15 protein-coding genes are annotated in these 13,520 nt (G+C 38.4%); 8 read left to right on the top strand and 7 right to left on the bottom strand.

Going from position 1 to position 13,520, the window contains the following annotated elements; translation table 11 throughout:
• Nucleotides 1–9: 9 nt before the first annotated feature.
• A complete protein-coding gene (locus FTV32_RS00935; RefSeq protein ID WP_180027604.1) occupies nucleotides 10–393 on the top strand; it encodes a hypothetical protein in 384 nt (127 codons plus the stop codon).
• Between the two features lie 49 nt (nucleotides 394–442).
• Here FTV32_RS00935 and rhlB read toward each other — a convergent pair whose 3' ends face one another.
• Nucleotides 443–1,594, bottom strand: coding sequence for an ATP-dependent RNA helicase RhlB (gene rhlB, locus FTV32_RS00930; RefSeq protein WP_035265921.1), 1,152 nt, complete (start codon nucleotides 1,592–1,594; stop codon nucleotides 443–445).
• A 106-nt stretch (nucleotides 1,595–1,700) separates the two neighbouring features.
• Nucleotides 1,701–1,913 (bottom strand): cold-shock protein, encoded by a 213-nt coding sequence (locus tag FTV32_RS00925; RefSeq protein ID WP_004824348.1) that lies wholly within the window; start codon nucleotides 1,911–1,913, stop codon nucleotides 1,701–1,703.
• A gap of 387 nt (nucleotides 1,914–2,300) precedes the next feature.
• On the opposite strand from FTV32_RS00925, the gene FTV32_RS00920 reads away from it, so the two are divergent.
• From FTV32_RS00920 to FTV32_RS00900, 5 genes are all read left to right on the top strand, one after another.
• A complete protein-coding gene (locus FTV32_RS00920; RefSeq protein WP_035265917.1) occupies nucleotides 2,301–2,522 on the top strand; it encodes a sulfurtransferase TusA family protein in 222 nt (73 codons plus the stop codon).
• Nucleotides 2,523–2,663: 141 nt separating this feature from the next.
• Nucleotides 2,664–3,533, top strand: a complete 870-nt coding sequence (rpoH, locus tag FTV32_RS00915) for an RNA polymerase sigma factor RpoH (protein ID WP_035265916.1) — start codon at nucleotides 2,664–2,666, stop codon at nucleotides 3,531–3,533.
• A 117-nt stretch (nucleotides 3,534–3,650) separates the two neighbouring features.
• On the top strand, nucleotides 3,651–4,016 hold the full coding sequence (locus FTV32_RS00910; RefSeq protein WP_035265913.1) for a DUF423 domain-containing protein: 366 nt from the start codon (nucleotides 3,651–3,653) through the stop codon (nucleotides 4,014–4,016).
• 15 nt (nucleotides 4,017–4,031) lie between these two features.
• The gene (gene thiS, locus FTV32_RS00905; RefSeq protein ID WP_035265912.1) at nucleotides 4,032–4,229 is read left to right on the top strand and encodes a sulfur carrier protein ThiS; all 198 of its coding nucleotides are present in this window, start codon (nucleotides 4,032–4,034) and stop codon (nucleotides 4,227–4,229) included.
• Between the two features lie 12 nt (nucleotides 4,230–4,241).
• A complete protein-coding gene (locus FTV32_RS00900; RefSeq protein ID WP_092766137.1) occupies nucleotides 4,242–5,027 on the top strand; it encodes a thiazole synthase in 786 nt (261 codons plus the stop codon).
• A 31-nt stretch (nucleotides 5,028–5,058) separates the two neighbouring features.
• Here FTV32_RS00900 and FTV32_RS00895 read toward each other — a convergent pair whose 3' ends face one another.
• Both FTV32_RS00895 and FTV32_RS00890 read right to left on the bottom strand, forming a co-directional pair.
• Complete coding sequence (locus tag FTV32_RS00895) at nucleotides 5,059–5,718, bottom strand: glutathione S-transferase family protein (protein WP_035265910.1); 660 nt, start codon at nucleotides 5,716–5,718, stop codon at nucleotides 5,059–5,061.
• Between the two features lie 264 nt (nucleotides 5,719–5,982).
• The gene (locus FTV32_RS00890; protein ID WP_180027603.1) at nucleotides 5,983–6,594 is read right to left on the bottom strand and encodes a glutathione binding-like protein; all 612 of its coding nucleotides are present in this window, start codon (nucleotides 6,592–6,594) and stop codon (nucleotides 5,983–5,985) included.
• A gap of 209 nt (nucleotides 6,595–6,803) precedes the next feature.
• On the opposite strand from FTV32_RS00890, the gene FTV32_RS00885 reads away from it, so the two are divergent.
• Nucleotides 6,804–8,249 carry a SulP family inorganic anion transporter gene (locus tag FTV32_RS00885; protein WP_180027602.1) on the top strand — a complete coding sequence of 482 codons (1,446 nt, stop codon included), beginning with the start codon at nucleotides 6,804–6,806 and terminating at the stop codon, nucleotides 8,247–8,249.
• Nucleotides 8,250–8,288: 39 nt separating this feature from the next.
• On the opposite strand, the gene FTV32_RS00880 is transcribed toward FTV32_RS00885, so the two are convergent.
• Complete coding sequence (locus tag FTV32_RS00880; protein ID WP_180027601.1) at nucleotides 8,289–10,751, bottom strand: ExeM/NucH family extracellular endonuclease; 2,463 nt, start codon at nucleotides 10,749–10,751, stop codon at nucleotides 8,289–8,291.
• Between the two features lie 210 nt (nucleotides 10,752–10,961).
• Here FTV32_RS00880 and trmB point away from each other — a divergent pair, with 210 nt between their 5' ends.
• Nucleotides 10,962–11,678, top strand: a complete 717-nt coding sequence (trmB, locus tag FTV32_RS00875) for a tRNA (guanosine(46)-N7)-methyltransferase TrmB (RefSeq protein WP_180027600.1) — start codon at nucleotides 10,962–10,964, stop codon at nucleotides 11,676–11,678.
• A gap of 29 nt (nucleotides 11,679–11,707) precedes the next feature.
• Here trmB and FTV32_RS00870 read toward each other — a convergent pair whose 3' ends face one another.
• Together FTV32_RS00870 and FTV32_RS00865 are read right to left on the bottom strand one after the other, a co-directional pair.
• Nucleotides 11,708–12,484, bottom strand: coding sequence for a Rossmann-like and DUF2520 domain-containing protein (locus FTV32_RS00870; protein ID WP_180027599.1), 777 nt, complete (start codon nucleotides 12,482–12,484; stop codon nucleotides 11,708–11,710).
• Nucleotides 12,485–12,569: 85 nt separating this feature from the next.
• Nucleotides 12,570–13,061 carry a hypothetical protein gene (locus FTV32_RS00865; RefSeq protein ID WP_180027598.1) on the bottom strand — a complete coding sequence of 164 codons (492 nt, stop codon included), beginning with the start codon at nucleotides 13,059–13,061 and terminating at the stop codon, nucleotides 12,570–12,572.
• Nucleotides 13,062–13,520 lie beyond the last annotated feature (459 nt).

The raw sequence follows: 13,520 nt of genomic DNA, 5'->3' as shown, positions 1-13,520 counted from the left end.
AAAAATAAAATGAAAAAATTAATGACATTGGCTTCTGTAGCTACTGCAACAATTCTCCTGAGTGCTTGTGCATCAACACCTACTGAAACACTTGCTATTCAAAAACCAAACAATCAATATGAAGTGTCAGGATTAGGCAAAACCCAAGTTCTTGCAAAAAATAATGCAATTTCTGCCGCGAACAAAACTTGTGGTAAGAATTCTGCACCTGTCTTAATTGACGAAAAAACTGAATATAACGGCGCACTAAAAGGTGTTGTGGATGAACAGACTAGTAAACTCATTACTGCAGCTTCATCAGTTCTTGGCTCTGTGATCGGTACTAAAAATACAATCGAAAAAGACACTGACTATGAAACAACAATCACCTTCAGCTGTAATTCAACCCGCTAAAATTTCCTATAAAAAAGTCCCTTTGATGGGACTTTTTTTTATTGAGCAATTAGCAATAACCATCTAAACGTGTCAATGGAATCTTTTGACCAATCGCTTTTTCGATCTCAGGTAAATAAAAAGCATCATCTTCTGACAAGAAACTGATACTCACCCCTCTTGTTCCTGCTCGACCTGTACGACCTATACGGTGTACATAATCATCAGACTGCTCAGGCAGAGTAAAATTAATCACGTGTGACACACCATCCACATGAATACCTCGACCAGCCACATCTGTTGCGATCATAATGTTGTGTTTGCCATTTTTAAATTGATCCAACATCTTTAAACGTTTATCTTGCGCGATTTCACCAGATAACATCACTACCTTGTAACCATCATGCTTAAGATGATCATACAGCTTACGGACCTGATCACGGCGGTTTGCAAATATCATGACCTTTTCAATGGGCTCATCACGCAATATTTCTTGCAGCAATTTGTATTTATCTGATTTCCCAACCACATAAACACGTTGCTCTACGTCAGCATTGGTTTTTTTCTCAGGCTCAATTTCGACAGTAACAGGTTCAAATAACCATTGTTGAGCAAGATTGAGTACATCATAACTAAACGTAGCAGAGAACATTAACGTTTGACGTTGTTCTTTGCGTGGAGAGAATCGCACAATGCGTTTAACAGAAGGAATAAATCCCATATCCAGTAAACGATCTGCCTCATCAATGACTAAAAATTCAATTTGATCCAACCAAATTTCTTTTTGTTCAGTAAAATCAATCAAACGACCTGGTGTCGCGACAAGAATATCTACGAAATTTTCATCCAGTTGTTTTTTTTGCTTATCGAAGTCTACACCACCCACCAAAGTCACAACATTTAAGTCGGTAAACTTAGTCAGATCACGTGCATCGTTTTCAATTTGAATCGCAAGCTCACGCGTTGGTGCCATAATTAGAGCACGGGGTTCACCACGATAACGCTGTGTTTGTATCGGATTGTTCAATAAATCATTAATAACACTAATTAAGAATGCTGCGGTTTTTCCTGTGCCTGTTTGTGCACGTCCAATTGCATCATGCCCTGCCAACGTATATTTCAATACTTTCTGTTGAATGGGGGTCATTTCATTAAACCCTAAAGCATCAATCGCTTGCTTAAGTTGCGGATGTAAATTAAGGGTTTCGAAACCTGATGACATATAAGGGGCTCTACAATCAATATTTGATAATGGTCTATAGTATAAACAAAAAACGCCCCAATTTATCAAAATTGGAGCGCAACCTAATTTTCAGTGAAAAGTAGGATTAGTCTAAAGGCTGAACTTCTTCAGCTTGAAAACCTTTTTGACCTTGTACAACGCTGAATTCTACGCGTTGACCGTCACGAAGTGAACGGTGGCCTTCACCTTGAATAGCACGGAAATGAACGAATACGTCATCACCGCCTGCGCGTTGAATAAAGCCAAAACCTTTAGTATCGTTAAACCACTTAACAACGCCTTGTTCGCGAGCTGTCATAAGTTAATCCTCAGTTGGTAAGAAAAGGGACCACCCGGTGTTGCAAACAGCAGAGCAAACAAATTTTAAAACATTTTTTATTTCAAAGCTTGTAATCATTCTGTAAAACTATTAACAAAATCCCGGTTATATCCATTATAAATAAGGCTTAGAGAACAAATTTCTCTACGCAATCCTTAAGTACGCATTGAGCTTAACATGGGTACAACACAATTAATAGAAAAATTTTAGCTAATTATCTAACTAAAACTTGTATATTAATCACACAAATTTAGTGCAAAAATTGCACTTTATTTGAACAGTTCATCTAAATCATTTAATTTTATTCTTAAGTCACACTTTTGCTAGAATAATGACCAACTTTATTATTCAATCTCGTGTTTTACTATGTCTCAAGTGTTAATCGATGCGATGGGTAAACCTTGCCCTTTACCTTTACTGCTACTTAAGAAATCGATGAAACAAAATAGTGCACCTCAGCAATTTTTATTAAAAGCTTCAGATCCGAACAGTCAAATCGATATTCAACGTTATTGTCAGCTACATAAATTGACATGCGCATTTAAACAAGTTTCGGATTCTGAATTTCATTACGTGATTGAATCTTAGGTGTTTTCATCTAAATTAATCATGGATAAATATTGTATTTAAATTTACATTTCACTACCCAAATTCGCTTAATTCTGTATGCTATAAGGATTAAGATGAATGTAATTGGTTTTTTAAACTATTTTCCTATAAGGAGTACTCATGACTGACAGCAGCAATCAATTGATGCCCCTGTCATTGTCTGCGCCCGGGGTCAATTTAGGTGCTTACATTAGTACTGTAAACCAGATCCCTATTTTGACAGCTGAACAAGAAAAAGAGTTAGCTGAACGTTATTTTTATGACCAAGATCTAGACGCAGCTAAAATGCTGGTGATGTCCCACCTTCGTTTTGTTGTGCATATTGCCCGCAGTTACGCAGGTTACGGCTTACCTCAAGGCGATTTAATCCAAGAAGGTAATTTAGGCTTGATGAAAGCCGTAAAACGCTTCGATCCCAATATGGGAGTACGCTTAGTTTCTTTTGCAGTACATTGGATTAAAGCTGAAATCCACGAATATGTGATTCGTAACTGGCGTATTGTTAAAATTGCGACAACTAAAGCTCAACGTAAACTGTTCTTCAACTTAAGAAGCTTAAAAAAATCGAGCAAGAAATTAACGCTCGAGGAAGCGCAATCTATTGCGGCTGATTTAAATGTAACAGCTGAACAAGTTCTTGAAATGGAAGGTCGTTTAACAGCTTATGACGCAGCCTTCGAAGCTCAATCCGATGAAGATGATGAAAGCTCAGTTCATGTCGCTCCTGCGCTTTACTTAGAAGATAATCGTTATGACCCTGCTCGTTTAGCAGAGGAAGAAGATTATGAATCTCAGAGCACCTCTGCTTTACATGAAGCAATGGATCAGCTGGATGATCGTTCACGCAATATTTTACAGCGCCGCTGGTTAGATGATGATAAGTCTACGTTGCATGAACTAGCAGCCGAATATAATGTTTCCGCTGAACGTATTCGCCAGCTTGAAAAAAATGCCATGGATAAGATCAAGATCGCCATGTCATCAAATTAATACGATTACAAAAAAAGAGCTATAAGCTCTTTTTTTGTATTTACGCTATGCAAGTTTAAAAAAATCGTACGTCATGTATGCTATAGTATGACGCAATTTTCGATTGGGAATAACCTGATGTGGATCTCAATATCAGCCATTAATTTAGCGCTTGCCGTAATGCTAGGTGCTTTCGGCGCTCATGGCCTTAAAGCTCGTGCAACCGAAGCCCAACTGACATGGTGGCAGACTGCAACTGATTATTTCTTTTATCATGCAATTGGATTATTAATACTCGCACTCATACCAAAAATAATTCCAAACTTTTCAACTCAATTCAGCTTTATCTTCATCCAGTTCGGTATCATTTTATTTTGTGGATCTCTATATCTCATGGCTTTAGGGCTCCCGCGCGGGTTAGGGGCAATTACACCTCTTGGTGGAGCATTGATGATTATTGGCTGGCTACTTTTAGCATGGCAAGCATTCAAAATTCAACATTAATTTGAAGGTCATCTGATGAATATTTTTTTAAATGGCGAGTCGATTCAAACGCAATGCCAAAACTTATTAGAACTGGTTCAAGAATTATCGCTAGAAGGTAAACGATTTGCTGTTGAAAAAAATGAAATGATCATTTCAAAAAGTAAACTAGCAGATACCCCTATTTCAGATGCTGACCGTATAGAAATAATTCATGCTGTTGGCGGTGGTTAACTCGGAGTAAATATGGAAGATAGTCCGTTGATCATAGGATCACGTTCATTTAGTTCACGACTATTAGTGGGCACTGGAAAATATAAGGATATGCAGGAAACTGACTTAGCAATCCAAGCCAGTGGTGCTGAGATCGTTACTGTTGCAATCCGTCGCGTAAACATTGGTCAAAACCCAGATCAACCTAACCTACTCTCAGTGATTCCACCGGAAAAATACACCATTCTTCCCAATACAGCTGGTTGCTTTGATGCCAATAGTGCCATTCGCACTTGTATGCTCGCACGTGAACTTTTAGATGGTCACAATTTAGTCAAGCTTGAAGTATTAGGTGATGAAAAAACGCTTTATCCTAATATTACTGAAACCTTAAAAGCTGCAAGAACATTGATCGATGATGGTTTTGAAATCATGGTTTATACCTCTGATGATCCTATCGTCGCGCAAGAACTTGAGAGTATGGGCTGTGTCGCTATTATGCCTTTGGGGAGTTTAATTGGTTCTGGTTTAGGTATTCTTAATCCACATACCATTTCTATCATCAAAGAAAATGCCAAAGTCCCTGTATTGGTGGATGCTGGGGTTGGTACAGCTAGTGATGCTGCTATTGCGATGGAATTAGGTTGTGATGGCGTACTCATGAACACTGCAATTGCTGCTGCACAGAATCCGATTCTAATGGCTTCTGCTATGAAAAAAGCCGTTGAAGCTGGACGCGAGGCTTATCTTGCTGGTCGTATGCCACGCAAACGTATGGCAAATGCAAGCTCTCCAGAAACTGGATACTTTTTTAAATAAAAAAAACCCACTTTTTAAAGTGGGTTTTTTCTTAACTCACTCGACGATACAAAGGATCATCCAATCCATCAATTTTGATAAAGTTAGGTAAATCTTTTATTCTTTCAATCCAAGCGCGTACGTTTGGATAAGGCTCTAGAGAAATATCACCCATAGGTGCTAACGCGACATAGACAAACACTGCGATATCCGCAATAGTTGGTCTATTATTCGCTAACCATTCACGGTCTTTGAGCACACCATCTAAAATAGCCAAAGATTTGTGACCACGTATTTTCGCCTCTTTAAATGTTTGCTCAGTACTTTCTAATCCCAAACCATTGTATGGACCTTTGAAAGACAATATCGCGCGTGCCGTGAAAACCCCGAATTGCACCCAACTGGCAGCAAAGGCAAGCCAATCTACAATTTTAGCTTGTTCTACTAAATCTTCAGACCACCATGTGTTTTTATCTGAATATTTACCTGCTAAATACACCAAAATTGCGGCAGAATCAGTTAAAACAATATCGCCATCTACTAATGCTGGCACTTCGCCTTTAGGATTAATTTTTAAAAATTTCTCACTATGCTGTTCATCACTGAAATAATCTAGTTCTACAATTTCAAGATCCACTTTCAATAATGCTGCTAACAGACGTACTTTATAACTGTTACCTGATTCGTTGTAAGAATATAATTTCAAACTCATTTTTTAGTCCAACGATTTAAATACAAAATATAAATATCAGATTTAAATCAGCAACTTAAATAATGTTTAGTTCAAAAAATATCATGAATAACGATATCTTATTTAATGAATTACCACTGAATCTGAAACAAATTATGATGAAAAATTTGTCTTTTTAATGCTCTCTATTTCTGAAAAATATTTGTGAAATTTCTTTGAAAATTTTAGAGTAAAAAAAGAGCCTTTCGGCTCTTTCTCGAAATAAACGGAACGAAACCTTACCTGTTAAGGAATCAATCCTTCATCTCGCATCGCAATCTGTACAGACTGACGCTCTGCAACTTTATTGCGTATATGAATAATATTTTTATAATGACTCAAGTCATGTTCAATATGATTAGACCAATTGGTGAGTACAAATAAGTACGCATCTGCAGGTCCAAAATTATCATCTACCAAATAATCATTATTAGATTCACCAATGGTTTTATCAATGAAAGTCAGTAAACGATCAACTTCGGCATACGCTTTTTGTTTAGCATCTTCCGTGAGTGGTGCACCAAAAAACACTGCATAAGCATCGTGTAATTCAGAATTTAGATAACCAAGCCACTCCAGTACTTTTGCTCGACCTAATCCAGAAGGTGGAATTAAATCTTGAGCAGGATCATGCTGTGCCAAAAATGGTAAAATTGCGACATTTTCCGTTAAAATTAAGCCAGGATTAATTTCTAGCGCCGGCACATAACCTTTAGGATTAATTGCGAAGTAATCTTCGCCTTTTTCAGTGGTATGAGTTTTAAGATCAACACGAACCAAATCAAAATCAACATTAATTTCATTTAAAATAATATGCGCTGCGAGTGAACATGCACCTGGCGAATAATACAACTTCATACTTTTTCCTTGTTATCTAACTACTATCATTTTTAAATTGCTTCACGCTTTTTTTCAATAAGAACTGTTTTTTAAATTGCAAGCAAGCGTAAACATCGATGATCTCCTTATGAATATTGTGCAGATTGAATTAATTTTCAAGCTTTTTTCAGCTTTTATTTGTGTGATGTTTTACCATAGCGCTGCTACATCTTTGTGAAAGGCAAATTGTGATTTATTTAAAGAAAGATCAGTGGTTTTCTAACATTCGAACTGACGTACTTGCAGGCTTAGTCGTAGGCTTAGCTTTGATTCCAGAGTCAATCGCATTTTCGGCGATAGCTGGCGTTGATCCTCAGGTAGGTCTGTATGCCTCATTCTGTATAGCTGTTACGATCGCCTTCTTTGGTGGTAGGACTGCTATGATTTCGGCTGCTACAGGTGCGATGGCGCTGCTGATGATCACTCTTGTTAAAGAACACGGATTACAATATTTATTGGCAGCTACGATTCTGACAGGTGTAATTCAAATTATCGCTGGATATCTCAAAGTCGCAAAACTCATGCGTTTTGTTTCCCAGTCAGTGGTCTATGGTTTCTTAAATGCTTTAGCGATTCTCATTTTTATCGCTCAATTTCCAGAAATTGCTCAAATGAATAGCTTAGGCTATATATTTTTAGCGATTGGTTTATTGGTCATTTACGCATTTCCCTATTTACCCAAAATCGGAAAAATCATACCATCGCCATTAGTGTGTATTATTGTACTCAGTGTATTGGCACTTCTACTTGGCGCTGACATGAGAACAGTTAGTGATTTAGGTGCATTCCCAGATACCTTGCCTGTATTTTTAGTTCCTGAAATTCCATTCAATCTCGACACTTTACTTATTATTTTACCGTACTCTCTCACGCTCGCCACAGTTGGTTTGCTTGAGACCATGATGACTACGACTGTGATTGATGAAATGACTGAGTCTGAAGGAGATCGTCATCAAGAATGTCGCGGTCAAGGGATCGCGAACATGGTAAGTGGCTTTATGGGGGGGATGGCTGGATGTGCAATGATCGGGCAATCCATCATCAATGTCAGCTCAGGTGCAAGAACAAGATTATCGACATTAGTGGCTGGTGTTTTTTTGCTATGTCTCGTGGTCTTCTTTAAAGATTGGTTGGCTTATATTCCTATGGCTGCTTTAGTCGCCATTATGATCATGGTCGCGTTCACGACATTTAATTGGGATTCAGTAAAAAATTTCCGCAAACATCCCGTGCAAAGTAATGTTGTCATGCTTACTGTCGTGGTGATTGTTCTTGCAACACATAACCTTGCTCTAGGCGTATTGATTGGTGTAGTTCTGTCAGCCTTATTTCTCATTAATAAACTCGAGAGTGAAGTAAAAGTTCAATCTGAATTAGAAAATCACGTACGCTACTATACGGTGAAAGGTCAAATATTTTTCAGTAGCGCAGAAATTTTTTATGCATTTTTTGATTTCAAAGAAGATATCAAGCAAGTAGAAATAGATCTCAGCTATGCTCATATTTGGGACATCACTTCTGTCAATATGTTAGCGAATGTCGTGGCTAAATTTGAAGCCGAAGGGACTCAGGTACGTGTGATTGGTTTAAACCAAGCGAGCATAACATTGATAGAACGTATCTCAAATACTTAAAAAAAAGACCCAAATGGCTCTTTTTTTTACTTCTAAGTTTTAGGAATGATTTCTGCGTCTCCAACCAACCAAGGCTAACAGGCTTAATCCTAAAATGGATAGCAAGTTCAACGAACCACCACCTGACTTAGTGTCACGCTGTGGCTGCTCAGCATTTGTTGAGCTGTTAAGCTCTAAGTCGACAATCACTGGATCATGATCAGATGATCTAAATGCATGATCAGCATAAAAGAGCGACTTCTGCTCTGTAGTCTTAAATTCTTCGTTATAATCTAGGTTCGTTGGCTCATCAGCGTTAATGTGCCATACAAATGCACGCTTAACCGCAGGAAATAACGAAGCATCAGCTAAAGCATGATCCAAATTACCTGCTCCACCAAATCCAGCTTTGTTACTGTCGACACCAAATACATAGGTATACGCCTGTTCGCCGAGCCCTACAACTTTGTCCGCCAGTACATTCGTATAATTAGCACGCTCTAAAGCCAAAATTGGATCTTCTTTTGCATAACTATTTAAATCACCAATCAAGAGCGTATTCGGATGACCTGTAATTTGCGTTGGATTCTTTGCAATCCACTGCATGAGATGTTGTACCGCTTTAACTCGTGTCGCATTCCAACACCCCTGACCATCACCTTGATCCGCATCAGCAGATTGATCATTTGAAGGACAACTACCTTTAGACTTCAAATGATTCGGAATAACCGTAAAGATTTTACCGCCATTCAATGATTGAAAACTCTGAGCAAGCGTCACTCGATTTCTTTGTGACTGGTCATCAAACACTGCAGCAGCGTTAACAGGTTTTACACGCTTACTGTTGTAAATAATCGCAACAGCAATCGCATCATCACCTAATCGATTTGAATTTGGCGGAGTGATATATTTCCACTCCGATCCAAGTGCTCGTGTTAAATATGCAATGGCACTATTTTCACCATATCCATTATTCGCAATTTCCATTAAACCAAATACATCAGCATCGATTTCTTTCATTGCACTGACAATTTTGGCATGTTGCTTCTCAAACTCAGCTTTGCTGCTAGCACCTCGCTCAGTTGGAAAACCATTTAAACCATTATCATAGTTCAAAACATTGAAAGCCACGACACGGGTTTGGTTTGAATTTTTCTGAATCATTGGTGGCCGCGGGTTATTCGCTTTAATTTGGATTTGAGTACGACCTTGTACAGGTTGAATACGCCAAGAATTGAATCGATATTCTAGAATACCCTCAACAGCATTTAACTGATCACCTGCACGTAAAGTATTTAAAGCACTAAACTGACTTGGCAGTGTAGGCGTTAAATTTTGTGCATTATATCCGTCATCAAGTTCAATTTTGGACAAAAGATTTTTTTGCGCCAATGCCGTTGCTTCTGCTGATTTAGCTGGATAAATATTGGTCGGCATAAACAAACGTCCTAGACTTAATGACAGTTGTCCGTAGCGACCATAATTGTAATTTTCACTTACCGTTAATGTTTGAGGGATTTTAACCAACATACCTTGATAACGCTTTGGCGCATGCCCTGACGCGTTAGTTAAACTCTCAAATGGTAACTCGATTGATAATGGCGTTATCCAAGCGCTTGCCGCTTGATTACAAGTTAAAATATTTTCGGATAAATTATCAATCTGTAACTGATTTTGATATTCAGTTAATCGACCTTTAAGAACGACTTCTTCTCCGACTTTTCCTCCTTTTATAGGACTTGAAGCAGGAGCATATACAAAAATCGCGTTAGTTAGATCGGGTTTTGCTTTGGCATCAGGGGTTTGGATATAGAAACCTGAGAATCCATTCGCATAACGATAATCCGCAGTAATCACCCCCTTCACAGTATAGTTTTGATTCTTAGCTGCTTGTGAGAGTTCAGCGATAGATGTATTCGCAGAGTTACAACTTAGAGTCGTCGGAGATGGCTCTATTGGTTCATTTGTACTAATCGCTAAATACTGGTTAAAAGCATTGCGATCCGACCATTTAGCCCACTCTTTTTGAATTTCAAAGGGTGCAGATGGATCTATCGAAACGACATCATGTGTTTTCTTTGTACGTTCAAAGCTTAAACCGGTTGCCCAGTTTTGCTGTATTCCAATCGCACCAAAACGGTCGACAGCCACATTGTTTTTATAGAGAACAATTGCATCATCGCCATTGAATGATAGGTTAGCAGTTTGCTGAACTGCTTCACCCAATTCAGTTTTTAAATTTGAATGTCCAATTAAAAAGTGCTGCTGAGCTGTTAAAGTTCCTTGCAGCTTGACCGTCAAATTCGCGGTGGTTAGACCATTCGGAAATATTTTTAATTGATACGCGGATAAATCAACAACACCTCCATCTGGATTGTATAGTTCAATACCTTTCTTGTTGTTATTACCATCCACATACTGGCTGATCATGAGTTCAGCATACGGCGTTGAACTAAATCCGATCAAACAGAAAGATAATGTGAGTTTATTGAACACCCATTTATTTAGCGTTATTTTATTCATTTTAAGTCTTATTCATTGTTCATATTATTTTCCAAGCCTAGTGTACAGGCATGACAAGTAGATGAACAATTCATGACATTTTGAAAAAGTTCATGAATAGATCGACAAATCATTGATAGCTACGTAGCGCTTTCAGGTAGAAAAAGGTTTGACTTAGGAGTCTCAGGTCTTAAAATACCGCATTCGAATTTTTTCTCATTTGCCAAAGTTATGTCGAACGATCAATTAGACCCGCAAGTTGTAGAATTAGACAACTTGAACGAGCATCGCGAAATTGTCACATTTATGCGCCGTTCATCTCCGTTGAATACTTCTCAACGAACTGCGCTTGAACAATATGGTCACTTAATTTTGGAATATCCTGTTGGTGATTTACGTCAGCAATTTGAGCATCCTGAACGTCCATTGACGGTTGAAATCGGTTTCGGTATGGGGCGCTCTCTTGTACTTATGGCAAAAGCCAATCCTGAACGCAATTATGTCGGCATCGAAGTACATGTTCCCGGCATTGCACAATGTGTATATGAAGCGGGTATGGCTGGTTTGACAAACTTACGTTTACTTGATGCGGATGCAATTCAAGTTTTGCGTGAAATGCCAGATAACAGTATCAATGCAATTCAACTTTATTTCCCCGATCCTTGGCAGAAAAAACGTCACCATAAACGTCGCTTCGTCTCACACGATCGTATGCCTTTAGTTGAAGAAAAACTTGAAATGAGTGGAACATTCCATGCTGCGACCGATTGGGAACCCTATGCAGAATGGATGTTAGATGTATTAGATAACCGCCCTCGTTTAGAAAATATGGCGGGTAAAGGTAACAGCTATCCTCGTCCTGACTGGCGTCCTCAAACTAAGTTTGAACGTCGTGGAATTGAAGAAGGCCATAAAATTAACGACTTCTTATTTAAAAAGATTCAATAATAAAAAAACAGGACTTAAGTCCTGTTTTTTTATTCTGATTGTCTTTTATAAATTTGATCACTCACCACACTATACACTTGGCTTAAATCCGTACGTCCAGCCTGCGCCAGCATCTCTTGATGCATATGGATAATGTTTTGATCACCACGCATCGCTGGTCCAGTTTGCACCTGTTTTGGGGGATTTAAGGTCGCTTTTTTCGCAGTTTCCAAAATCAATGGGTACAATAAATTAAAATCGACTTTTTGTGCATCTACGAGCTGCTTAGCGACATCATAGCAGTAGTTGGTAAAGTTACACGCGAAGACAGCTGCTAAATGCAAACTCAAGCGCTGTGTTGAGTCATATTGATAAACCTTTTGACTCAACTCTTTTGCCATTTGAGTCAAGGATGCTAAATCCTGGTCGCTCATCGCTTCAACAAATATTGGCGTACTCAACCAATCAATTTGACTTTCAAAGCTAAAGGTTTGTAGTGGATAGAACACACCTGCACGCTCATGATATTGCGTGATTTTCGAGATATGGGTACTGCCAGACGTATGTACAATTAAAGCCTGAGGAAGCTGTTTTGCAACTTTTTCAGCAACTTCTTCAATTGCCTTATCACTCACCACCAATAATGCAATATCAACGGTGTTTTCGAGATCTTCAATTGCATTGCATGGTCTAGCTCTTACTAAAGCCGCCAACAAATTGGCTTTAGATTGCTCTCGACTAAACACTTGGACAATCTCATGATGTTGACTCAATACCTGAGCCAAATGATGAGCTACGCGCCCTGCTCCAATCACACTAATACGCATATCGCTTCCACATATATTCTGTATACCTAAGCATGCCGATAAAAAAAGGGCGAATCAATTCGCCCTTTTGCTATATTGTAATGAATTAATTAAACACATTGTTTAGGTACACAATTCTCTCATTGGTCTTTTGAATGAAACATTTAGAATATTGCATCTCAACATTTATTTGATTCATTTCATTGTCCCAATATTGATAATGTTGCTGATAAGTTTCGCGTTCTTTTTCTGGGATACTTTCAATTGACTTTTGAGAGACCACTTTACAATCCACATCACGACGTTCGAACCATTCAGTTTGATCGCTCTTTAGCTGTTCTTTTTGTTCGCCGCTCAAATTATCCCAAGTTAAATTAAGTCGCTCGACAGCTCGTGCTTGCTCTTTATCTAAATCAGATTTTCTCAATTGCATGGCTTTGAGTGCCAAGGCCTTTTGTTTTTGTTGTACTGCCTCATATTCTTCGTAAGCTTTTGATTCATTCTGATTTGCTTTACGAAATGCTTCAAATTGAACAGCATATCTCGTCATACTTGCAGCAATATCTAACAATGCATTATCAGGTTGCACACTTAGCATTAAACCTTCTTTATCTGTCTTGGTAATCTCATAATTCAAAGTGCCTATGAGCTTATCTTGCCCATAACTGATATTGCCATGAACATCATTAATCCAATGTTGGAGCGTATAACTACCTTCGTCATGTTCACATTCATATTCGCAAGGTTTTTCAAGGTATGCATTTTCAGCTCGACGTTGAAGCCCCTTCGGCAGGTGGATAACTAACTGGCTTGAACACGTCAGTTTGTTTGTTGCATTTGAAGGATCATTCGTTGTTGTAATCGACTTCAGTTCAAATCTAAGCGATGAGTTGATTTGGGAAAGTAATTTTAAATCTGACTCATACTGATGTGTTGCTTTTAAACGACGATCTAAAATGTTGTTATATTCCTGTTGCGCAAAGCGTTCAATTTCTTTGACATTCGTAGGAGAAGTACAACTCCAATCAGCAATTTCTACATTCTATGAGGTGTCTTT

The sequence above is a fragment of the Acinetobacter sp. YH16032 genome, assembly GCF_013417345.1.
GTDB lineage: Bacteria > Pseudomonadota > Gammaproteobacteria > Pseudomonadales > Moraxellaceae > Acinetobacter.
Note: the sequence above shows the minus strand (reverse complement) of the source record. Positions and strands in the feature narration are given on the sequence as shown.

What these genes read in the sequence shown, in the direction of transcription:
- FTV32_RS00935 (WP_180027604.1), top strand. Translation starts at nt 10, where the DNA reads ATGAAAAAATTAATGACATTGGCTTCTGTAGCTACTGCAACAATTCTC.
- rhlB (WP_035265921.1), bottom strand. Translation starts at nt 1,594, where the DNA reads ATGTCATCAGGTTTCGAAACCCTTAATTTACATCCGCAACTTAAGCAA.
- FTV32_RS00925 (WP_004824348.1), bottom strand. Translation starts at nt 1,913, where the DNA reads ATGACAGCTCGCGAACAAGGCGTTGTTAAGTGGTTTAACGATACTAAA.
- FTV32_RS00920 (WP_035265917.1), top strand. Translation starts at nt 2,301, where the DNA reads ATGTCTCAAGTGTTAATCGATGCGATGGGTAAACCTTGCCCTTTACCT.
- rpoH (WP_035265916.1), top strand. Translation starts at nt 2,664, where the DNA reads ATGACTGACAGCAGCAATCAATTGATGCCCCTGTCATTGTCTGCGCCC.
- FTV32_RS00910 (WP_035265913.1), top strand. Translation starts at nt 3,651, where the DNA reads ATGTGGATCTCAATATCAGCCATTAATTTAGCGCTTGCCGTAATGCTA.
- thiS (WP_035265912.1), top strand. Translation starts at nt 4,032, where the DNA reads ATGAATATTTTTTTAAATGGCGAGTCGATTCAAACGCAATGCCAAAAC.
- FTV32_RS00900 (WP_092766137.1), top strand. Translation starts at nt 4,242, where the DNA reads ATGGAAGATAGTCCGTTGATCATAGGATCACGTTCATTTAGTTCACGA.
- FTV32_RS00895 (WP_035265910.1), bottom strand. Translation starts at nt 5,718, where the DNA reads ATGAGTTTGAAATTATATTCTTACAACGAATCAGGTAACAGTTATAAA.
- FTV32_RS00890 (WP_180027603.1), bottom strand. Translation starts at nt 6,594, where the DNA reads ATGAAGTTGTATTATTCGCCAGGTGCATGTTCACTCGCAGCGCATATT.
- FTV32_RS00880 (WP_180027601.1), bottom strand. Translation starts at nt 10,751, where the DNA reads ATGAATAAAATAACGCTAAATAAATGGGTGTTCAATAAACTCACATTA.
- trmB (WP_180027600.1), top strand. Translation starts at nt 10,962, where the DNA reads ATGTCGAACGATCAATTAGACCCGCAAGTTGTAGAATTAGACAACTTG.
- FTV32_RS00870 (WP_180027599.1), bottom strand. Translation starts at nt 12,484, where the DNA reads ATGCGTATTAGTGTGATTGGAGCAGGGCGCGTAGCTCATCATTTGGCT.
- FTV32_RS00865 (WP_180027598.1), bottom strand. Translation starts at nt 13,061, where the DNA reads ATGCTAAGTGTGCAACCTGATAATGCATTGTTAGATATTGCTGCAAGT.